The sequence below is a fragment of the Trinickia symbiotica genome, from assembly GCF_003028655.1.
In the GTDB taxonomy this organism is placed as follows: domain Bacteria; phylum Pseudomonadota; class Gammaproteobacteria; order Burkholderiales; family Burkholderiaceae; genus Trinickia; species Trinickia symbiotica_A.
Window position 1 is genome coordinate 281,937 of sequence record NZ_PYUC01000009.1, and the last position, 18,802, is coordinate 300,738.

The following is an 18,802-nucleotide window of genomic DNA, read 5'->3' on the forward strand; positions in this document are numbered from 1 at the left end:
ACAATGCGTGTCACGACACCGTCGAGTCCAGGGCTCGCTCGAGCACGGTACCGCCCGTGGCGGCCGTCATGATCGATTCCTGCGTTGCAAGCTTGGCGTCGAAGATTCCCGCCGGTCGGCCTTGGTGCATAACGAGGATGCGATCGCTCATCGCCAGCACCTCCGGCAATTCCGACGACACCATCACGACGGCTACGCCGAGTGCCGCGAGCCGGTTGACGATGTGATAGACCTCGGCTTTGCCGCCAACGTCGACACCGCGCGTGGGCTCGTCGAGCAGAAGAACCTTCGGTGGGTTGGCGAGCCATTTGGCGAAGACGACCTTTTGCTGGTTGCCGCCCGAAAGCGCCTTGACGTCGAGCTCCGCGTCGCGCGTGCGAATGCGCAACTGCTCGATCAGTTCCGCCACGGCGGCGCGTTCAGCCGCATCGTCGACGATGCCGAGGCGCGCGTAGCGCGAGAGATGCACAAGCGTCGCGTTTTCGCGCACCGACATGCCGAGCACGAGGCCTCGGCTCTTGCGATCTTCGGTGACGAAGCCGATGCCGGCGTCGATCGCGTCGGATGGGTCGCGGACGTCGAGTGCGCGGCCGTCGAGCAAAACCTGCCCGGCGGTCTTTCGGCGCGCGCCGAACAGGGTCTCGAGGATCTCGCTGCGGCCGGCGCCCATCAGGCCGGCGATGCCGAGCACTTCTCCGGCGCGCACGTCGAATGAAACGCCCGAGATACGGCCGTCGTCGGCGAGACCCGATACCTCGAGGCGCACATCGCCGCGCCTGCTGTCGCGGCGAGGGAAGCGCTCGCCGATTTCGCGGCCGACCATCATGCGCACGACCTCGTCGAAGTCGGTGCTCGAGATCGCGCGTTCGCCCACGAACTTGCCGTCGCGCAGCACGCTCAGCTTGTCACAGATGCGGAAAATCTCTTCCATCCGATGCGAGACGTAGACGATCGCGACGCCTCGCGCCTTGAGATCGCGCATGACGGCGAAGAGCGCCTCGATCTCGCGATCGGTCAGCGCCGCGGTCGGTTCGTCCATGACGAGCACGCGCGCGTCGAGCGAGAGGGCCTTCGCGATCTCGACCATCTGCTGCTGACCGATCGACAGTTGCCCGGCCTCCGCTTGCGGATCGATGCTGCCGGCGCCGAGCACGTCGAGCCAGCGCCGCGCCTCGCTGCGCATCGCGCCCGCATCGACGATGCCGAAGCGATGCGGCTCCCGGCCGAGAAACATGTTCTCCATGACCGTGAGCTGCGGAATCAGGTTCAGCTCCTGATGGATGATCGCGATCCCGAGGCGCTCGGCGTCGGCGGTATCTCGAATACGGACAGGCTTGCCGTCGATTGCGATTGCGCCCGCGTCCGCCTGATAGACGCCGCAGAGAATTTTCACCAGCGTCGATTTGCCGGCGCCGTTCTCACCCATCAGCGCGTGAATCTCTCCCGCACCGAGTTGGAAATCGACGTGCTCCAGTACGCGCACAGGCCCGAACGCCTTGCTGATGCCGCGCAAGGTGACTTGCATTACACGTCCCTCAGAAGATCACGCCCGAATGCAGGATCACATTCGCGTAGGGGCTGCACTCGCCGGTGCGAATGACGACTTTCGCGCGTTTCGTCAGGCGCTTGAACTCGTCATGCGCGACGTATTCGACGCCGACGCCGGTGTTGGCGAATTGCTCGGCGCGGCTCGAGATGGCTGCATTCTGCGTCAGGCTCTCGGTCGCGAAGACCGCGCGCTCGACTTTGAAATCGGCGAGGACTGTATCGAGGACATCGGAGAAGCCCGGCATGCCGATCTTCAGCGACACGTCGATGCATTCGACGCCATCGGGAATCGGCAGCCCGCAATCGGCGATCACGAGGCTGTCGGTGTGCCCCATGCCGGCCAGCACGCGAGCGATGTCACGGTTCAGGTGTCCGAGTTTTTTCATGGATGGATTTGCAGGAATCGTTCGAGCTCGGCCAGCGTCGGCATGCCGCCTTGTGCGCCGGGGCGCGTGACGGAGAGGGCGCCCGCCGCGTTCGCGCGCCGTATCGCCTCGGCCATGCCGAGGTGCCAGAACGAGGCAAGCGCGCCGTTGAACGTATCGCCGGCACCGGTCGTATCGACGGCGTTCACGGCAAAGCCGGGCTGGTGCACAAGCTGGCCATCGGGCGTGGCGTAGTACGCGCCTTCCTTGCCGAGCGTCATTGCAATGCGGCCCGGCATGCGTTGGACAATCGCCCGCCAGTCTGCGCCGTGAGTCTGTAAAGCCGTGGCGAGTTCGTGCTCGTTCGGCGTAATGAGCGTAGTCAGATCGAGCAGCTCGTCGGGCAGTGCGACCGCGGGTGCGGGATTCAGAAAAAACGGCTTGCCGTGCGCGCGCGCCACACGCGCGGCGTGGCATACGGTAGCGAACGGGATTTCAAGCTGGGCAAGGACGACGTCGGCATCGCGAAACGCTTGCTCGGCGCGGTCGATATCGGCGGCCGATAACTCGTGATTGGCCCCGGGCACGACGACGATCGCGTTGTCCCCGGCCGAGAGCGTGATCGAGGCGATTCCCGTCGCCTCGCGACCGGTCGAGACCCAGCGCGTATCGACGCCTTCCCGCGTGAGGATGGCCTTCATCTGCTCGCCGAACGCGTCCGCGCCGACGCAACCGATCATCGTGACCTCGGCGCCGAGACGCGCGGCCGCGACCGCCTGGTTCGCGCCTTTGCCACCCGGGTATTGCGCAAAGCGCTTGCCGAACAAAGTCTCGCCGAGCCGCGGAAACTGGTCCGTTTCCGTTACGAGATCCATGTTGATGCTGCCCACCACCACAACGCGCGCCATCGCGGCTCCTTATGCGCCTCGATGCCGGCCTTTTGCAAGCATCGATTTTTACGACTGCTAAAACGTAATCAGCGTGAGGTCGGTTTATACCAGACTCATGCGACGAAGTCACACTAGGGAATTACCCGAGAGGCGATGCGCGAGCCGCGACCGGCAGATGTCAACGAGGGTCGGTCGGGATTCGGAAATTTTTCGCGAAGATGGCTTTCCGCGGAACATATCGTTGTCACGGCTATCGGCCGGCGGCGCGCACACGCGTGAAGTATCGCGCAGCAGGGCTCCGTCCCCAAGCGAGCGGGCGTTTTGCGCGCCCACCTGTGGGATCGGTGTGCGACCTCATCGAGACTCGTTTCCTCCTGGCTCCTCCCGGCTTTTTTCTATTGCGGTCTCGACCTTGTTCCACACGTCCTTGAGCCAAAATCGATAGAACGTGATGTTGGCCTCGCATAGAAGCCGACGTGCAACTGACTTTTTCCGGCGAGCCAACAATTCGTTGATTTCGCGCTTGAGCTCGTCGGCATCGAAGCCTTGCCAAATCGGCGGAACCGGCGTCAGGAAGTTCGGGCCGCAGACTGGTGCCACCTCCCGAAAGAAGATATCTCTCAGAGCTCCGCGTGGAAATTTTTTGAGGCGTCTCGCTTCGCGGTCATAGTCGACCTCGGTGTCCACAAAGAACTCCGACATCACCTCCCAAATGAATTCCCGATCGTCCTGGCTCAGCGCATCTGCCATGCCTGGAACTCCCGGAGCTCGTCTCTGTAAGCGTCGAAAGCCCTCTGGGTTGCAATGGTGCCCGCGGTCGATCCGATCAGCAACACTGCAATTGCGCAAATCGGAGCGGCGGGGCCACATACCGGTGCCACCGCCAGGCCTGCGATAAACCCGCCCAGTACACCCCCCTCTATGATCGTCCCCTGCCTGGCCGTCTCGGTCACCTTGTTGTTAGCCGAAACGATCTCATGAGCGGCAAGGGCGGCAGTTATCAAGATGCCGACTTTTCCGGCAATACGCAGCCTCGCAACCTTCGCCGTCACCGACGCATTGTTATGGCCGGCTGCCTCGATCACGGCCCAGTAGGCTCCATCGCGCTCAGCGGCGGATAAACTGGAAAAGGGCTTGGAAAACAGCTTCTGCGAATACCGATCCAGCAACCAGTCGAGCGACCGGCCGTCTAGCTTCTTAGCCTGCGCAAACGGAAGCCCTTGCGGCGAAGTGGCCTTCCGCGTTTCCTCCATGATCCGGTTACGCATTTGTTGGCAAAACGCTGCTCCCTCGACAGCCGTCATGTTCCCCGCGTTCACATCGTCCTGGACCATCTGGGACATTCTTCGAATGCCCTCGGCATAGCGTGTCCGAGTCTGTGCATCCGAAATCGCCTGTGTCCCGAAATAAGCGCCCGCGCTCTCCAACGCTTCGCGAGCCGACCGCAAGATACTGGCGCCGTCTAGGGCGTGCTCGTGCTTCGTCTGATATGTGCCGTTGAATGCCTGACTCGTCCGGGATCCTGTCATAGCATTCCTCGTGCGTCCGTTGGAACACTGTCGCTTTGTGATTCCCGATTAAAAATTGCGGACAGCAAGGCTTCCGTGGCTGAGCCCGCAGTGGCGTTGCTGTCCTCCAAGATTTCGACATTCGTACACGGGCTGCCATTGGGCCGAGCAAAACTCACGGTGTTCTGTGCATCGAAAGCGCCCATCTCGACCGAGCCGTCCGCGAAGTGCGCTGCACAGCGCATTCCTTCGCAATTTCCCTCATCGCGCAGGGAAAAACCGATCCAATGCCACGCATCGTCAGCTGAGTCATCAGCCGAAAACCGAGCGATAGCCGGGCTCATCCGCGCGATATCGCCGTCGCCGATGGTTTCGGACATAGCGCGAACGACCTGGAAGACCGGTGGGGGATTACAGTCGCAAGCGTTGACGTCGCCGGAAAGAGCGTGCTGCCGGCCGTTCTCAGCGGTGCCGGAATGGCGCGGGCCACGCGGTGAGATATAGCCGTCCTTCTTGCAGGCGTCGCACCACGTCTTCATATAGACGGTCGACAATTCGACGCGCACTCCGTCCGCGCCTTGATACGTGCTCGTGGGTAAGCCCTCGACAATAACCGCGGCCCCCGCGCGGTCACCTTAGCGAGAAAATATCGTTGCATTGCGCCTCCTCAATGAAGCGCTTCGGTGTTCGCCGGCGGGGGGAATGTAGTCGGGGTCGAACAGCCCTTCGATGGGCTTCCCGGCGCGCTCGTTAATGCCCGCGCCGTTATGAAGCGATTTGACGATGCGATCGCCGTTGCTCAGGCGGCTGCCGACAAGCGCAAGCGGCTTATCCAAGTAGACGGCTGCAAAGCCTGCCCCATCGATGATATATGCCTCGCTCCCGTCCTCGTAGACAACCTTGTCGCCGACGCGGGCGATGGTCAGGTCGGCGATTTTCGCGCCGCTGCTCGCGTGAGCGACTCGCCCACCGCGCTCGGTAGTCGAGCCCTCCGTCGCGAACGGATGATATTTCTCAACGACCGCTTCAGCATTTTCTTGTTGCTTGTTTTTTGCGTTTTGCATAAATGATTACTCCTTTTAAGAGTCGGCTTGAATTCTCGGAATACTCTCGTGCGGCAGCAGCGTGCCGTTATTTTGGTCGACGATTATAGCAACGGAGCGCGCCTACACCGTTCCACGACGCATGGAGCGAGAGCGTACGTCGTCCGCTGTTGCGATCGGCAATGCAATGCGATGGGCCGCGAAACCGGTCATCGCGGGCCGACGACTTGCCTTGAAGGCAAGATCGTGAGACCCCCGACGACTCAGCTTCCGCTCCAGCACGGGCAAGTCAGCGCTGTGCAATTGCGGGAGACCGACACTGCCGTCAGACGATGTCGTCGACGACACCGCCGTCGACGCGCAGCGCCGCGCCCGAAGTCGCCGAAGCTTGTGGCGACGAAACATAGACGACCATGTTCGCCACTTCGTCGACGGTGGCCGCGCGCTGGATGACCGAGCTCGCGCGATGCGCCATGACGAATTCCTTGCCGACCTCCTCCAGCGTCTTGCCCGTCTTCGCCATTTCGTCTTTCATCATTTCGGCGAAGCCGTCCGATGTCGTCGGCCCCGGGAGCACGGAGTTGACGGTCACGCCGGTGCCCGCGACGCGCTTCGCGAGCCCGCGCGCGATGGCGAGCTGGGCTGTCTTCGATACGCCGTAGTGGATCATGTCCGCGGGGATGTTGCGCGCGGATTCGGAAGAAATGAAGACGACGCGGCCCCAGCCGCGCTTGACCATGTCGGGCAGCAACGCGCGCGAGAGCCGCACGCCGGACATGACATTGGTCTGCCAGTGCCGCTCCCAGACATCGTCATCCGCATCGTAGAAGTCCTGCGGCTCGAAGATGCCTGCGTTGTTGATGAGGATGTCGACCGGCGGTAGCTCGCCCACCAGCTTCTGCGCACCGGCGGCATCGCCGAGATCGGCGGCGATGCCGCGCCACTGCGCGGACGGTACGGCCGAGCGCAGTTTCTCGCCGGCCTTCGTCACGCTGGCGTCGCTGCGGCCATTCAATATGACGGCCGCACCGCTTTCGGCGAGTCCCTTCGCAATCGCAAAACCTATGCCTCCCGTGGAGGCGGTGACCAACGCTGTCTTACCGGAAAGATCGATTTTCACGCGAAGTCTCCTTGAGTTGGGCAGAGCAACGCCCAATCTTAAGCGCTTCGCGCGAGATGTGTCGTCCGCTCGAACGCGATCAAAATGCGTGGCGCAAGCCGACCATGCCGACGAACTGCGAGCGTCCGGAGGACGGCGTTGTATTCTGCGAATCGCCGACCACGGCTACCGCATCGATGATGCTCGTCCCCGCGCCCGCGCTGACGAGGGTCTTTCCGCGCGCGATCTGGTACGCCTCGAGCAAGTAGATCGTGGTACGGGCCGACAGGCTGTAGGCCTGCTCGAGCGACACTTGATGGTAGCGCGCGGGATCGCTGATGCCGTTGGATTTGCTCGCGCGCGTATAGCTGTAGCCGGCTGCCACGATGAGAGCTGGCGTGAAGCGGTACGTCGTGATGACGCCATAGTTGTTGAGCACGGCTTCATTCGTGAAGAGCGATCCGGTGCCCGGCGCATACTGGACGTTCGAGTAGTTGATGCCGACCATCCAGTTTTTCAGCGTATAGCGCGCCGCTGCGGCGAAGAGCTGCACGCTCTCGGCCGTCGCGTACCCGCTGTTGACGGGCGAATTGATCGCGAAGCTGCCGAGCGCCTGGCTAGTCGAAATGTTCTTGAGCTTCACGTAACCGGCCGCCAACGCAAACGGCTGATACGCGTAGCTGACAGCGGCGCTGAAGTTACTGCCCGTCGCCACGCTGCCCGGTACGCCGCCGAGCGCATACTGCGCGCTCAGTTGCAAGCCGGCGATCGTCGGCGAAAGATAGGTGACGGAGTTGTTGAAGCGCAGCGTCGTATCGAGCGCGTCGACGTCTCCCGGATGCGCTCCCGTCGCGCCGGTCAGGACACCCGTCGGTCCGAGCGCACCGACCATCGAAAAGTAAGGCGTGTATTGGCGTCCGAGCGTCAGTGTTCCGTATCGGTCGTTGCTCAATCCGACGTAGGCTTGCCGGTTGAACATCAACCCGGAGCTCGAGAGCGCTCCGGTCAGCGAGTTGAAGCCGTTTTCGAGCCGGAAGATCGCTTTCGTCCCACCGCCGAGGTCTTCGGCACCGAGCAGGCCGAACTTGCTTGCCTGCAGGTTGCCTTGGCTCATGTAGAAGTTCGACTGTCCGTGCTGGTTGCTGACGTAGGCGAACGCGTTATCGACGACGCCGTAAAGCGTCACGCTGCTTTGCGCGTGCGCGCCAGTCGAGAACGCCAAGCCGGCGAGCGGCAGGCATGAAAGGGTGAAGGCACGGCGCGTGGCGTGCTTGCGGTCGTTCACTTGAGAGTCTCCGGAGCAAGTGCCGCCCGGAATTGGGCGGGCAAATCGGGTTGTTATCCGCTGTGCCTTCACGCGTAAGCGCGCATGGCGACGAGCGTCTCGCTTTTGATTTTTCGTCGCTTTACCGCGGCGCGCATCGATCCTTTCAACGAGGCGGCACGCGAACGGTCAGACGCCTCCAGTTCGAGTCCACGCGATCGGCAGCGACTTCTCCCTGCACGCACAGCACCGCGCGAGTATCGGCCGCGGGCAGCCAGACCTCGATCTCGTCTTGCGCGCTAGCGTGTGAGCCGGTGTAGACGACCGACAGCCGAAGCGTCGTTTCCTCGCTTGCCAGGGTGAGTTCCCAGCGCCCCTGTTCGCCTGAGCGCCATGCTTCGCTCTCACCGTCGTCTTCAATGGAACCGCCGCGTGCGACGCCCGTTCCGGCGAACGGCAGCACGGCGAACGCTCGCCGGTCCGCTCGATGCGCGAACGTCTGCTCCGCGATGTTGAGCGCAACGGCAAAACCCTCGCGAAGCAGCATGACGGGCTTCTCGAGGGGCGCCGGTAAGCGAATCGTCTGTCCGCCCTCAAATGCTTCGCCGCTCCAGTACGACAACCAGCGCGCGCCAGACGGGAGATAGACATTGCGCGTCGTTTGGCCCGGATCGACGACAGGCGCCACGAGCAACGACGGGCCCAGCATCATGTCGTCGCCGTCGACGAGACAGTGCGGGTCTGCGGGGAACTCCGCGAACATGGGACGCAGCACGGGCTCGTAAGCGTCGTGCGACTGCCAAAGCAAATCGTAGAGATAGGGGATGAGACGGTAGCGCAGCTTGATGAGGCTTGCGACGCAGGGCGTCACTTGCGGGTACATCCACGGCTCGTTGACCGTTCCGTCGTCGTTCCATGAATGGATGCTGAATCGAGGCAGAAAAATGCCGAATGCGACCCAGCGGGCCAAGAGTTCGGGATCGGGTGCCGGCCCCGAAAATCCTCCGATATCGTGGCCGCTGTTGGATACGCCGGACATCGCGAGCCCGAGGCCCATCTTGACGTTGAAGCGCAGCGTCTCCCAAGACGTGTAGTTGTCGCCGGACCAGGTCTGCACATATCGGTGCATGCCGACGCCACCCGAGCGAGACACGAGGAACGGACGCAAGGATGGCGCGTGCTCGCGCTGAGCGTCGCGCGATGCGCGCATCATCAAGAGCGTCTGCAGGACTTTGGCTTGGCGTGCCGGGTAGGGCTGGCCGTTGCCGTGCGCGAGCGCGTCGTCGGTCCAGATCTCGAACTCGTTGTTGTCGTTCCACGTCGCGGCAATGCCATGGCTAAGCAGGGCGTCTTTGACGCGCGCTTTCCACCAGGCGATCGTGGCCGGATTCGTGAAGTCGAGATACGCCCCGACCTCGTCCCAGAACTGCACCCAGGCCGGCTCGCCGGCGTTCGTTCGGATCAGCAATCCGGACTCGGCGGCTTGACCGAAGGACGGATGATCGCGCAGCAGGCAGGGCTTGATGTTCGCGCACAGGCGAACGCCGTGATCGAGATAGTGACTGACGAACGCGTCGATGTCGGGAAATTTATCGCGATTCCAGTGAAAGACGTAACGCTTTGGCCCAATCGATGTGTAGCCTGATGACAGATGGAACGAGTCGCAGAGAATATCGTGTTCGCGACATCGCTCGATGAACTCGTTCATGCGCCGTTGAGCGTCGGGTGCATCGGTATAGGTCATCGTCGAGCCGGAGTAGCCGAGTCCCCACTTCGGCATCCAGGCGGGGCGCCCCGTCAGCCAGGTAAAGCGGCGCACGGCCGCGAGCGGCGTGGCGGGCGAGGCGATGAAGTAATAGTCGAGGTCGCCGTGCTCGGCGATGAAGTGCCGATAATGCCCGTGATAGTTGTCGAGCTCGCGGCCCATGTCGAAGTGACAGTCGGCAAGCGTGTCGTAGAAGAGGCCGAAGCCCGTCGCCGTCTTCGGTTGCCACGTCAAGTAGAACGGGATGTGCTTGTAGAGCGGGTCGGTCGAGCGCGCGCTGTAGCCCATCGCATCGATATTGCGCATTTCGTAGCGCTGGCCCGCGCGATCGAGCGAGCCGGCGCGTTCGCCGAGGCCCACATAGAGCTCGTCCTGGCGGCGCTCCAGATAGTGATAGACGCGCGAATCCCACCAGCCGAAGTTGTAGGCCTGCGTCTTTCGATCGCGCAAAACGGGGTGCCACACCCCTTCATGCAGGATCTCCCAGGCGCAATAGCCGCCATCGAGCGTGATGGTCAGGCGAATGCCGGACGTTTGAACGACGACACGATCGGTATCGCTCGAAACTGAATACTGTGTTTGCGCGAATCCTGAAAGATCGCGACGGTCCCGACCCACGAGCGGGACATCGTCGATGCCCGGCGCGATCGCCCAGGTGCGCGGGCCATGCAATTCGCCGTCGGGCAGCACGAGCATGCGAATGATGTCGTCGGCAAGGACGAAGCACTCCATGCGGCAGCCGCTCGCGGCGGTCAGTACGAGAGGGTTGCCGGTATGCGCCGAGAGCGTGAAGCGCGGACGTTGATCGAGCGTGGCCATGCGATATTGATGAGTAAGGAATTCAGGCGATACGGGCGTCGGGTTTCGGTGCCCGCGACCGCGGCGCGCGCGTCACGCCTCGCATCAACACGACGAGCAGCGTCGCGCCGATGACGTCGAAGGCCCCGAGCGCACCGAAGAGCGGTCCGTAGCCGATCGAATCGGCAAGCTGACCCACGAGGAGCGAAAAGCCGAGTCCGCCGATCCAGGCCGCCATGCCCGCGAAGCCGCTCGCCGTGCCGACTTCGCTCGACTCGAAGACGTCGGCGGCGAGCGTGTTGACGAGCGCGGAGATCATCTGATGCGCGAAGCCGCCGACGCAGAAGAGGGCGATCGCTTCGTAAGGAGAACGAACCAATCCGATGCATGCGGGACCAATCATCATCAGCGCGCCCAGGATGACCCCGGCAACGCGCGACCAGACCAGCGGCAGGCGAAGACGCTTCATCAGGAACGGAGACAGATAGCCGCCGAAGAGTCCGCCGAGATCGGCGGCGAGAAACGGCAGCCATGCGAAAAGCGCGATGGCCTTCAGATCCATGTGTCGTTCGGTGGCGAGATAAAGGGGAATCCAGAAGCTGAATGTCTGCCAGGCGGGTTCCGCGAAGAAGCGTGCTTGAGCGATCGCCCAAAAGCGGCGCGTACCAATGACGCGACGGATGCGGCGATCGTCGCCGGCAGGCGCCGCGATCGGGCTTTGGCCGCTCATGATGGCGGCGCGTTCGTTCGCCGAAATGCGCTTGTGATCGCCGGGCGAGCGATAGAACGCGAACCAGATCGCGGCCCAGACGAAGCCGAGCGCGCCCGTGACGGCAAATGCACTTTGCCAGCCGTAGCGCAGCGACAGGAAGATCACGAGCGGCGGTGCCAAAAGCGAGCCGAGCGAGGTGCCTGCATTGAAGTAGCCGACCGCGACCGATTTCTCGCGATCGGGAAACCACTCGGCCACGACCTTCATGCCGGCCGGGATGGCCACGGCCTCCGTGAGTCCCATCAGTCCGCGCAGTCCGGCAAGCGATAGCCATCCGCCCGCGAGCCCGTGCAGACAGCCCGTGATTGACCATAGCGCGGCAAAAAGCGCAAAGCCAATGCGCAAGCCGATCAGATCGACGATGAAGCCGCAGATCGGCTGCATGAGCGTGTATCCGACCTGAAAGGCGCCGACGACATAGGAATACTGCTGGGTGCTCATGTGCAGCAGCGTTTTCAGTTGCGGCGCCATGACGCCCAATGCGTTGCGCGACAGGTAATTCATGATCGTGCCGAGACATACGAGCGCGATGATCCACCAGCGCAAGCCGACGATGGTCTTCAAATCCGTCTCCTTCTTCTCTCATACGCCCGCGGCTCTACCCGGTCGCAAGCCGTCGGGCGCGTGATCGAATTCGAACATTTTGGTTTCGTTATCGGTCATCGTACAGCCCTGTGCGTACGAGTACATCAGGGAAAACCCTTGCCGGCTCGCCGAGGCGGGCGCCAGTCATGCTGTCGCTCGGCCGCTCGGATGCTGTCAGATGTCATATGACAGGCGGCGAGTCAGTCGCAGTGTATGTTGACGATCGTTATTCGTTCGAACAGGTAGTTGTTCGTTTGCGAGCGCAGAGGATGGCGCAGGAAGGCGGGACTATCGAGGAGGGATAGCGCCGGAATGATGGCCGCTTTCGCGATTCAGCGAGGGGAGTTGTACTTTCACGCGCTTTCCGGGTTCAGCGTCACATGCGTGAGCTCGGCCCTCGGGCATGCGTGCTCGCATTGTTCTTTCCGCCGCACCAGTGAATTCTGAAATGCCCCATTTATCCACTGTGGCCGCGCTCCTACACTGGCATCACCAGCTGCAAACAAGGTTGTTTGCGGAATCACAAGACAGTGTCGGAGGTCATCATGAAATCGATCATCAAAGCAGTCGCCGTTGCCGTCGCGCTCGCCGCGCCGGTCGTCTCGTTCGCTCAATCGAACAACCAGCCGCTCACGCGTGCGCAAGTCCGCGCGGATCTCGAACGCGTCGAGAAGGCCGGCTACAACCCGCTCGACTGGCTCCACTATCCGGAGAACATCCAGGCAGCCGAAGCCCGTATCGCCGCGCAAGATGCTGGCAACAGCGTGGGCGGCGCGCAAAGCGGCGCCGAATCGGGCCGCGCAAGCGATGGAGCCATCAGCTCGTATTCGCCGCCGATCGCTCAGCACAACTAAGCAATCGAAGGCAGGCGTGCCTCGAAAAGACACGCCTGCGGCGAGCACGACTGCGTCGACGTCGTGCTCGTTCACTACATCAATCGTGAGGCCCTGAATCCTCCGAGCCGCTGGGGTTCCCGGTGGTGTTGCCCAGACCCGCGCTTTTGCGGTCTGGGCTTTTTTGCGTCCGGTCAGACGAGCGTCAATTTCACGTCGATGTTGTTGCGCGTGGCGTTGGAGTAGGGGCACACGACGTGGGCCTTTTCGACCAGCGATTGCGCTTGTGCGCGGTCCATGCCCGGCAGTGAAATTTTGAGTTCGACTTCGATGCCGAAGCCGTTCGGGATCGGACCAATTCCGACTTCGCCGTCGATCGACGCATCGGCCGGCATCTGAATTTTGTCGCGTGCGGCGACGAATTTCATCGCACCGATAAAGCAGGCGCTATAGCCGGCCGCAAAGAGCTGCTCGGGGTTGGCTCCTTCGCCGCCGCCGCCGCCCAGCTCGCGCGGCGTCGTCAGCTTGAAATCGAGCTTGCTGTCGGGCACGACCGCACGGCCGTCGCGGCCGCCGGTGGCATGAGCATGAGCGCGGTAAAGAACTTTTTCGAGTGACATGACAACTTTCTCCTTCGTGGATAAGTGCTTCTGACCCAATTATCTATCTACCGAGAGGTAGACAGGCGCCTGCAAAGAAACGATACACCAACTTCGTTTCCTCAACGCTTCGTCAGCGCAAAAGGCGCCGACCCGCGTTGAATGTCTATCTATAAGTAGATAGACATTCAACGCAAAAAAGAACACATGGCTCTACCGCGTGCCCGGGATCCGGTTATTTCGGGATCCTCCACAACGCTTCCACTTCGTCCATCCGGCTCTTCGTGTGAAACAACCGGCTCGTCAATACGCTGCCCTGATATGCGGCAAACAGTGCGCGCGCCGCATGCTCGGGCTTGCCGGCGATCGCGATCGTCTTTTCCTGCGCGCCTTGCGCCAGTATCTTCGCGAGCCAGCTTTCGTTGGCCTTGAAGAATGCCTGGACGGCGACGCGTACGTTGTCCGGCAGTGAGCCGATATCGGCCGCGAGCATGCCGCACAGGCAGATCTGGTCGCCGTCGCCGAGCGTGCGGGCGAAGAGCTTCGCGTACTTCGCCAGCTTCGCATCGGCCGCGAGCGCCGCATCGATCGAGTGCAGCGCTTGCAGCACCTCGGTGCTGTAAGCGTTGACGGCTTCGAGCACCAGATCGTCCTTCGACGGGAAGTAATAATGGATGCTCGATGTCTTTACGCCGACGAGCTCGGACAGATCGCGATAGCTGAAACCGTTGTAGCCACGCAGCATCATCAGGGTGATGGCGTGCTCGAGGATCTGTTCGCGGACCGTGCTCGTCGTTTCCATGAACTGGACTTTATCTATCGGTAGATAGAATGTCAATGACTTTGTTCGACCGATGCGAGCGTGAGCGTCGGCCAACAGCCGACGCTTACGTCTGGCGATGCATCGACAATCGCTGTGCCGTGTCGCCGAGCATCTTCGTGACGTCGTCGAGCGATGGTGCGACATAGCTGTCGATGCGGCGCATGTACGGCGTCGTCATGGCGGCGATCGCTTGGCCGGAAGGGCCAAGAATCGGAAACGAGACGTCGGTGACGCCGAACGCATGCGCGCTCTCCTGGCGCAAATACCCGTGCGAGCGGATCGCCTCGAACGTGGCCGCGAGCTGCTCGTTCGTCAACGCGATCTCGCCCTTGACCTTCGTGTGTTCGGTGAGCATCCGTTCGCGCTCGCTCTCGCTTTGAAACGCAAGCATGACGTGGCCGGACGCGGTATCGACGAGTCCAACGCGCGAGCCGAGCCGGATCGAGAGGCCCCAGGTGCCGGGACCGTCGACCTGAGCGATGACGAGCAGGTTGCCGCGGTCGTAGACGGTCAGATGGCACGACTGTTCGGCGCGCTCGGCGAAGCGTTGCATTTCGGGCAGCGCTTCGGCGATGAAGCGATTCATCGGCGGATGCCGGTGCGCGAGGGCGAAAAGCTTCAGGCTGAGCGTGTATCGGTCGCCGCCAGGCGAGCGAATGACGTACTGTCGAGCGACGAGGCGCTCGAGCATTCGGTAGATCTCGCTCGCGTTGCGGCCAAGCGCCTTCATGATCTCGGCGCGCGTCAGGCCTTCCTTTTGCTCGGACAAAAGCTCGAGGATATCGAGCCCTTTGTCGAGCGCGGGGGCACGATAACGATCGGCTTCGTCGCCGGGCGAAACACTCGGGGCCGGTGCCGCCGGCTTCAAGTTCTGGGCTGGCTTCAATTGGTGGCAGTCTCGACAGAAGTGGGCTCAAGGCCGTTGCCGGCTTGCGTCGGTGGGAACGAAACCGCGCGTTCCGGGCGGTTTCATCTTAATTGGCCGTCATCGGCTTGGAGGGCTCCTCAGGGAAAATACGCACCCGCGCCGCTTGACGCATGATCATTCGCATATGAATAATATATTCATTGGTGAATCGGTGACTAGACGGCGTTTGGCGTTAGGATACCGGTTCCATAGCGCGATCGCGCCATTGCCGAGCGCCGCGCGGCATAGGACAGGAGACAAATCACATGGCACTCAGCGAGACGACACAGGCGACCGACGCCCGGCTCATCCTGCTCTCGCCGGAGGACAACTGCCTCATTGCCGGCACGACGCTCGAAGCGGGCACGTCGCTCGTGATCGAAGGCGAGACAGTCGTGCTCGGCAAGACTGTTCCGCTCGGGCACAAGCTCGCGCGGCGCGCGTTGGCGGCCGAGGAGAAGGTCGTCCGCTATGGCGCGCCGATCGGGCACGTCACGACCGAAGTCGCAAGAGGCGATCACCTGCACATGCACAACCTCGTCAGCGATTATCTGCCCACGTACACGCACGAGGCGGGTCACAGCTTCGTTTCACATCAGCACGGCGAAGCGTGAACGTCGTCGCGCCGACGAACTTTCCGGGGAACAACCCACCCACCATGAACGAGCTTTCATCGAACGCCGCGCCGCTACGCGGCTATTTGCGCAGCGACGGACGCAAGGGTATCCGCAATGTCGTCGCCGTCGCGTACCTCGTCGAGTGCGCGCATCATGTGGCGCGCGAAATCGTCGCGCGCTTCGCGCCGCGTTTCGACGATGCAGGTTTCGAGGCAGGGGCCGTCGACGCCGACTTCGAGGCGAAGAATGCCCATGACGACGAGCCCGACGTTCATTTGATCGGATTTCCGGGCTGCTATCCGAACGCGTACGCCGAGAAGATGATGGCTCGCATCGCGACGCATCCGAACGTCGGCGCCGTGCTTTTCGTTTCGCTCGGCTGCGAGAGCATGAACAAGCACTATCTCGCCGATCTCGTGCGGGAGACGGGGCGGCCCGTGGAAGTGCTGACGATCCAGGAAACGGGCGGCACGCGCAGCACCGTCATGCGCGGCGTCGACTGGGTGCGCCGCGCGCGGGCGGCGCTGCGCGCGCAGGAGACCGTGCCGATGGGCTTCGACGAGCTCATCGTCGGCACCGTCTGCGGCGGCTCGGACGGCACGAGCGGCATCACGGCGAACCCGGCGGTCGGCCGCGCGTTCGATGCGCTGATCGAGCGCGGCGCGACCTGCCTCTTCGAGGAGACGGGCGAACTCGTCGGCTGCGAGTTTCACATGAAGTCGCGCGCGGCGCGGCCCGAGCTCGGAGACGCCATCGTCGAATGCGTGGCAAAGGCCGCGCGCTATTACACGGTCATGGGGCATGGCAGCTTCGCTGTCGGCAACGCCGACGGCGGGTTGACCACCCAGGAGGAAAAGTCGCTCGGCGCCTATGCGAAAAGCGGCGCCTCGCCGATCGTCGGCATCGTCAAGCCTGGCGATATCCCGCCGACGGGCGGTCTCTACCTGCTCGACGTCGTGCCCGACGGCGAGCCGCGCTTCGGCTTCCCGAACATCAGCGACAACGCCGAGATCGGCGAGCTGATCGCCTGCGGCGCTCATCTGATTCTTTTCACGACGGGGCGCGGCTCGGTGGTCGGCTCGGCGATTTCGCCCGTCGTCAAGGTTTGCGCGAATCCGGCGACCTATCGCAAACTGTCGGGCGACATGGATGTCGACGCGGGCCGCATCCTCGAGGGACGCGGCACGCTCGACGAGGTGGGACGCGAGGTGTTCGATCTGACCGCCGCGGCCGCGGGCGGCACTCGGACGAAATCGGAGCTACTTGGCCACCAGGAGTTCATCTTGACCTACAAAGCATTCGAGCCCATCGGGCCGGCGTGTCTCCCCATCGCGCAGGTCACGCCCGCGGGGGTGAGCGCATGAGCGAGACGGGCAACGGCGCAGTGTCGGAGCGCCGCAAAGTCGGCCGCACCGCGCTCGAAGTGACGGCGCTCGGGCTAGGAACAGCCGGACTCGCCGGACTTTATAGCGACGTGACCGAAAACGAAGCGCGCACGGCAATCGATGCCGCGTGGGACGCGGGCGTCCGCTTCTTCGATACGGCACCTTACTATGGCCATACGAAGGCCGAGCATTACGTCGGCGCCGCACTGCGCGAGCGGCCGCGCGACGAGTTCGTGCTGTCGACGAAGGCTGGCCGGCTCATGCGGCCGCGGCGCGATGCGGCCGCGCGTGCACCGAGCAACGGCTGGGCGCATCCGCTTCCGTTCGAGCCCGTTTTCGATTACACGCGCGACGGCATCCTGCGCTCGTTCGAAGACAGCTTGCAGCGGCTCGGCGTGGCTTCGGTCGATATCCTGCTCATCCACGACATCGGACCCGTCACGCACGGCGATCGCAACGCGCACTACTGGCGGCAATTGAGCGAAGGCGGCTTCAAGGCACTCGACGAGCTGCGCAAGGCAGGGGCCGTGCGCGCGGTCGGGCTCGGTGTGAACGAGGCGCAGCCGATCGTCGAGACGATGCGCGAGTTCGATATCGATTGCGCGCTGCTCGCCGGACGCTATACGTTGCTCGAGCAGGGGACGCTCGATACGTTCTTGCCCGAATGCGAGCGGCGCGGCGTTTCGATCCTGGTCGGCGGCGCGTTCAACTCGGGCATTCTCGCGCATGGCGTCCGTCATCTGAAGGAGCGCCGCGAAGCCGGCGACAGCTCAGCGAGCGACCTCAAGTTCAACTACGGCGAGGCGCCCGCGGAGGTGGTCGAGCGCGTGGCGGGCATCGAAGCCGTCTGCGATTCGCACGGCGTCGCGCTGCCGCACGCGGCCTTGCAATTTCCGTACGCCCACCCCGCGGTCGCGAGCGTATTGACGGGCGCGCGCAACGCGAGCGAGGTGCTGCAGAATGTCGACGCATTCACCCAAGCGATTCCCGCTGCATTCTGGGACGCGCTGCGCGCGGCGGGCCTGCTGCATCCGAGCGCTCCCACGCCGCGGAGTTGATGGCGCGTCGGTGACGCCGTATCGCATTCGCCAGCTTCGTCTGCCGCCGCCGGCAAAAGGCCGCAGCGAAGCAAACAAGCACACAGGCAAAGGCAGGGTCCGAGGATGAACACCGTCGATGCGCATCAGCATTTCTGGGCAATCTCCCGCGGCGATTACGGCTGGCTCACGCCGGCGCTTGCGCCGCTCTATCGTGATTTCGGCCCGGCCGACTTCGCGCCGCTCGCGCAGGCGGCCGGCGTGGCTCGCAGCATCGTCGTGCAGGCGGCGCCGACCGTCGCCGAAACACGCTATTTGCTCGACCTCGCGCGTGACAATCCCGTCGTTGCCGGCGTGGTGGGCTGGGTGCCGCTTGACGACGCCGCAGCGCCCGCGCTCATCGCCGAACTGGCACGCGAGCCGAAGTTCAAGGGCGTGCGGCCGATGCTGCAGGACCTGCCCGATGACGACTGGATCGCGAGAGCCCCGCTCGGGCCTGCGATCGACGCTCTGATCGAGCATGGGCTTGCCTTCGACGCGCTCGTGTTCGCGCGCCACTTGCCCCATCTGCTGACGTTCGCGCAGCGCCACCCGGAGTTGCGGATCGTGATCGATCATGGCGCGAAGCCGCCGATCGCCGAGGGCGATGCGGACTGGCAACCGTGGGCCGACCGCATCGCCGAGCTCGCGCGCCTGCCGCGGATCCATTGCAAGATTTCGGGGCTGGCCACCGAAGCCGGGCCCGGATGGACCGACGAAACGCTCGCGCCTTATGTGGGTCATCTGGTCGCGCACTTCGGCGCGAAGCGGCTCATGTGGGGCAGCGACTGGCCCGTGCTCGAGCTGAACGGCGATTACGGCGGCTGGCACGCGTGCGCGGCGAGATTGACCGGCAGGTTGACGGACGACGAGCGCGCCGCGATTTTCGGCGGCACCGCGACCACCTTTTATGGCCTTTGACATG

At 63.2% G+C, this 18,802-nt stretch carries 19 protein-coding genes; 5 read left to right on the plus strand and 14 right to left on the minus strand.

Features of this window, described 5'->3' with window-relative positions:
* Positions 1–10: 10 nt before the first annotated feature.
* From C9I57_RS19700 to C9I57_RS19750, 11 genes are all read right to left on the minus strand, one after another.
* Positions 11–1,525, minus strand: a complete 1,515-nt coding sequence (locus C9I57_RS19700; protein WP_107152299.1) for a sugar ABC transporter ATP-binding protein — start codon at positions 1,523–1,525, stop codon at positions 11–13.
* A 10-nt stretch (positions 1,526–1,535) separates the two neighbouring features.
* Entirely contained in the window at positions 1,536–1,934 is a 399-nt protein-coding gene (gene rbsD / locus C9I57_RS19705; RefSeq protein ID WP_018443427.1) for a D-ribose pyranase, read from the minus strand.
* On the minus strand, positions 1,931–2,821 hold the full coding sequence (rbsK, locus tag C9I57_RS19710) for a ribokinase (RefSeq protein ID WP_107152300.1): 891 nt from the start codon (positions 2,819–2,821) through the stop codon (positions 1,931–1,933). The genes rbsD and rbsK overlap by 4 nt, the downstream gene beginning before the upstream one ends.
* Before the next feature lie 336 nt (positions 2,822–3,157).
* Positions 3,158–3,553, minus strand: a complete 396-nt coding sequence (locus C9I57_RS19715) for a DUF7079 family protein (protein WP_107152301.1) — start codon at positions 3,551–3,553, stop codon at positions 3,158–3,160.
* Complete coding sequence (locus tag C9I57_RS19720) at positions 3,538–4,146, minus strand: hypothetical protein (protein WP_146166237.1); 609 nt, start codon at positions 4,144–4,146, stop codon at positions 3,538–3,540. The genes C9I57_RS19715 and C9I57_RS19720 overlap by 16 nt, the downstream gene beginning before the upstream one ends.
* A gap of 182 nt (positions 4,147–4,328) precedes the next feature.
* Positions 4,329–4,877: a hypothetical protein gene (locus C9I57_RS19725; protein WP_107152303.1), complete on the minus strand. Its 549-nt coding sequence runs from the start codon at positions 4,875–4,877 to the stop codon at positions 4,329–4,331.
* A 69-nt stretch (positions 4,878–4,946) separates the two neighbouring features.
* A complete protein-coding gene (locus tag C9I57_RS19730) occupies positions 4,947–5,375 on the minus strand; it encodes a PAAR domain-containing protein (RefSeq protein WP_107152304.1) in 429 nt (142 codons plus the stop codon).
* Positions 5,376–5,679: 304 nt separating this feature from the next.
* Positions 5,680–6,474, minus strand: coding sequence for an SDR family NAD(P)-dependent oxidoreductase (locus C9I57_RS19735; protein WP_107152305.1), 795 nt, complete (start codon positions 6,472–6,474; stop codon positions 5,680–5,682).
* 79 nt (positions 6,475–6,553) lie between these two features.
* On the minus strand, positions 6,554–7,738 hold the full coding sequence (locus C9I57_RS19740; RefSeq protein WP_107152306.1) for a porin: 1,185 nt from the start codon (positions 7,736–7,738) through the stop codon (positions 6,554–6,556).
* 145 nt (positions 7,739–7,883) lie between these two features.
* On the minus strand, positions 7,884–10,301 hold the full coding sequence (locus C9I57_RS19745; RefSeq protein WP_107152307.1) for a glycoside hydrolase family 31 protein: 2,418 nt from the start codon (positions 10,299–10,301) through the stop codon (positions 7,884–7,886).
* 22 nt (positions 10,302–10,323) lie between these two features.
* Positions 10,324–11,616: an MFS transporter gene (locus C9I57_RS19750; RefSeq protein ID WP_107152308.1), complete on the minus strand. Its 1,293-nt coding sequence runs from the start codon at positions 11,614–11,616 to the stop codon at positions 10,324–10,326.
* A gap of 566 nt (positions 11,617–12,182) precedes the next feature.
* Here C9I57_RS19750 and C9I57_RS19755 point away from each other — a divergent pair.
* On the plus strand, positions 12,183–12,491 hold the full coding sequence (locus C9I57_RS19755) for a DUF4148 domain-containing protein (RefSeq protein WP_107152309.1): 309 nt from the start codon (positions 12,183–12,185) through the stop codon (positions 12,489–12,491).
* A gap of 173 nt (positions 12,492–12,664) precedes the next feature.
* Here the strand turns inward: C9I57_RS19755 and C9I57_RS19760 are convergent, their stop codons facing one another.
* The 3 genes from C9I57_RS19760 to C9I57_RS19770 all read right to left on the minus strand — a co-directional run bounded on the left by C9I57_RS19760 (position 12,665) and on the right by C9I57_RS19770 (position 14,778).
* Positions 12,665–13,090: an organic hydroperoxide resistance protein gene (locus C9I57_RS19760; RefSeq protein ID WP_107152310.1), complete on the minus strand. Its 426-nt coding sequence runs from the start codon at positions 13,088–13,090 to the stop codon at positions 12,665–12,667.
* A gap of 214 nt (positions 13,091–13,304) precedes the next feature.
* Positions 13,305–13,871 (minus strand): TetR/AcrR family transcriptional regulator, encoded by a 567-nt coding sequence (locus C9I57_RS19765; RefSeq protein ID WP_107152311.1) that lies wholly within the window; start codon positions 13,869–13,871, stop codon positions 13,305–13,307.
* Positions 13,872–13,956: 85 nt separating this feature from the next.
* A complete protein-coding gene (locus tag C9I57_RS19770; RefSeq protein WP_440130224.1) occupies positions 13,957–14,778 on the minus strand; it encodes an IclR family transcriptional regulator in 822 nt (273 codons plus the stop codon).
* Between the two features lie 287 nt (positions 14,779–15,065).
* On the opposite strand from C9I57_RS19770, the gene C9I57_RS19775 reads away from it, so the two are divergent.
* From C9I57_RS19775 to C9I57_RS19790, 4 genes are all read left to right on the plus strand, one after another.
* A complete protein-coding gene (locus C9I57_RS19775; protein WP_107152313.1) occupies positions 15,066–15,413 on the plus strand; it encodes a UxaA family hydrolase in 348 nt (115 codons plus the stop codon).
* 44 nt (positions 15,414–15,457) lie between these two features.
* Positions 15,458–16,780, plus strand: a complete 1,323-nt coding sequence (locus C9I57_RS19780; protein WP_107152314.1) for a UxaA family hydrolase — start codon at positions 15,458–15,460, stop codon at positions 16,778–16,780.
* On the plus strand, positions 16,777–17,859 hold the full coding sequence (locus C9I57_RS19785; protein WP_107152315.1) for an aldo/keto reductase: 1,083 nt from the start codon (positions 16,777–16,779) through the stop codon (positions 17,857–17,859). Before C9I57_RS19780 ends, C9I57_RS19785 begins: the two co-directional genes overlap by 4 nt.
* Before the next feature lie 105 nt (positions 17,860–17,964).
* Positions 17,965–18,798: an amidohydrolase family protein gene (locus C9I57_RS19790; protein WP_107152316.1), complete on the plus strand. Its 834-nt coding sequence runs from the start codon at positions 17,965–17,967 to the stop codon at positions 18,796–18,798.
* Positions 18,799–18,802 lie beyond the last annotated feature (4 nt).

What these genes read in the sequence shown, in the direction of transcription:
- C9I57_RS19765 (WP_107152311.1), bottom strand. Translation starts at nt 13,871, where the DNA reads ATGGAAACGACGAGCACGGTCCGCGAACAGATCCTCGAGCACGCCATC.
- rbsK (WP_107152300.1), bottom strand. Translation starts at nt 2,821, where the DNA reads ATGGCGCGCGTTGTGGTGGTGGGCAGCATCAACATGGATCTCGTAACG.
- C9I57_RS19760 (WP_107152310.1), bottom strand. Translation starts at nt 13,090, where the DNA reads ATGTCACTCGAAAAAGTTCTTTACCGCGCTCATGCTCATGCCACCGGC.
- C9I57_RS19775 (WP_107152313.1), top strand. Translation starts at nt 15,066, where the DNA reads ATGGCACTCAGCGAGACGACACAGGCGACCGACGCCCGGCTCATCCTG.
- C9I57_RS19745 (WP_107152307.1), bottom strand. Translation starts at nt 10,301, where the DNA reads ATGGCCACGCTCGATCAACGTCCGCGCTTCACGCTCTCGGCGCATACC.
- C9I57_RS19785 (WP_107152315.1), top strand. Translation starts at nt 16,777, where the DNA reads ATGAGCGAGACGGGCAACGGCGCAGTGTCGGAGCGCCGCAAAGTCGGC.
- C9I57_RS19755 (WP_107152309.1), top strand. Translation starts at nt 12,183, where the DNA reads ATGAAATCGATCATCAAAGCAGTCGCCGTTGCCGTCGCGCTCGCCGCG.
- C9I57_RS19700 (WP_107152299.1), bottom strand. Translation starts at nt 1,525, where the DNA reads ATGCAAGTCACCTTGCGCGGCATCAGCAAGGCGTTCGGGCCTGTGCGC.
- C9I57_RS19790 (WP_107152316.1), top strand. Translation starts at nt 17,965, where the DNA reads ATGAACACCGTCGATGCGCATCAGCATTTCTGGGCAATCTCCCGCGGC.
- C9I57_RS19730 (WP_107152304.1), bottom strand. Translation starts at nt 5,375, where the DNA reads ATGCAAAACGCAAAAAACAAGCAACAAGAAAATGCTGAAGCGGTCGTT.
- C9I57_RS19715 (WP_107152301.1), bottom strand. Translation starts at nt 3,553, where the DNA reads ATGGCAGATGCGCTGAGCCAGGACGATCGGGAATTCATTTGGGAGGTG.
- rbsD (WP_018443427.1), bottom strand. Translation starts at nt 1,934, where the DNA reads ATGAAAAAACTCGGACACCTGAACCGTGACATCGCTCGCGTGCTGGCC.
- C9I57_RS19780 (WP_107152314.1), top strand. Translation starts at nt 15,458, where the DNA reads ATGAACGAGCTTTCATCGAACGCCGCGCCGCTACGCGGCTATTTGCGC.
- C9I57_RS19720 (WP_146166237.1), bottom strand. Translation starts at nt 4,146, where the DNA reads ATGTCCCAGATGGTCCAGGACGATGTGAACGCGGGGAACATGACGGCT.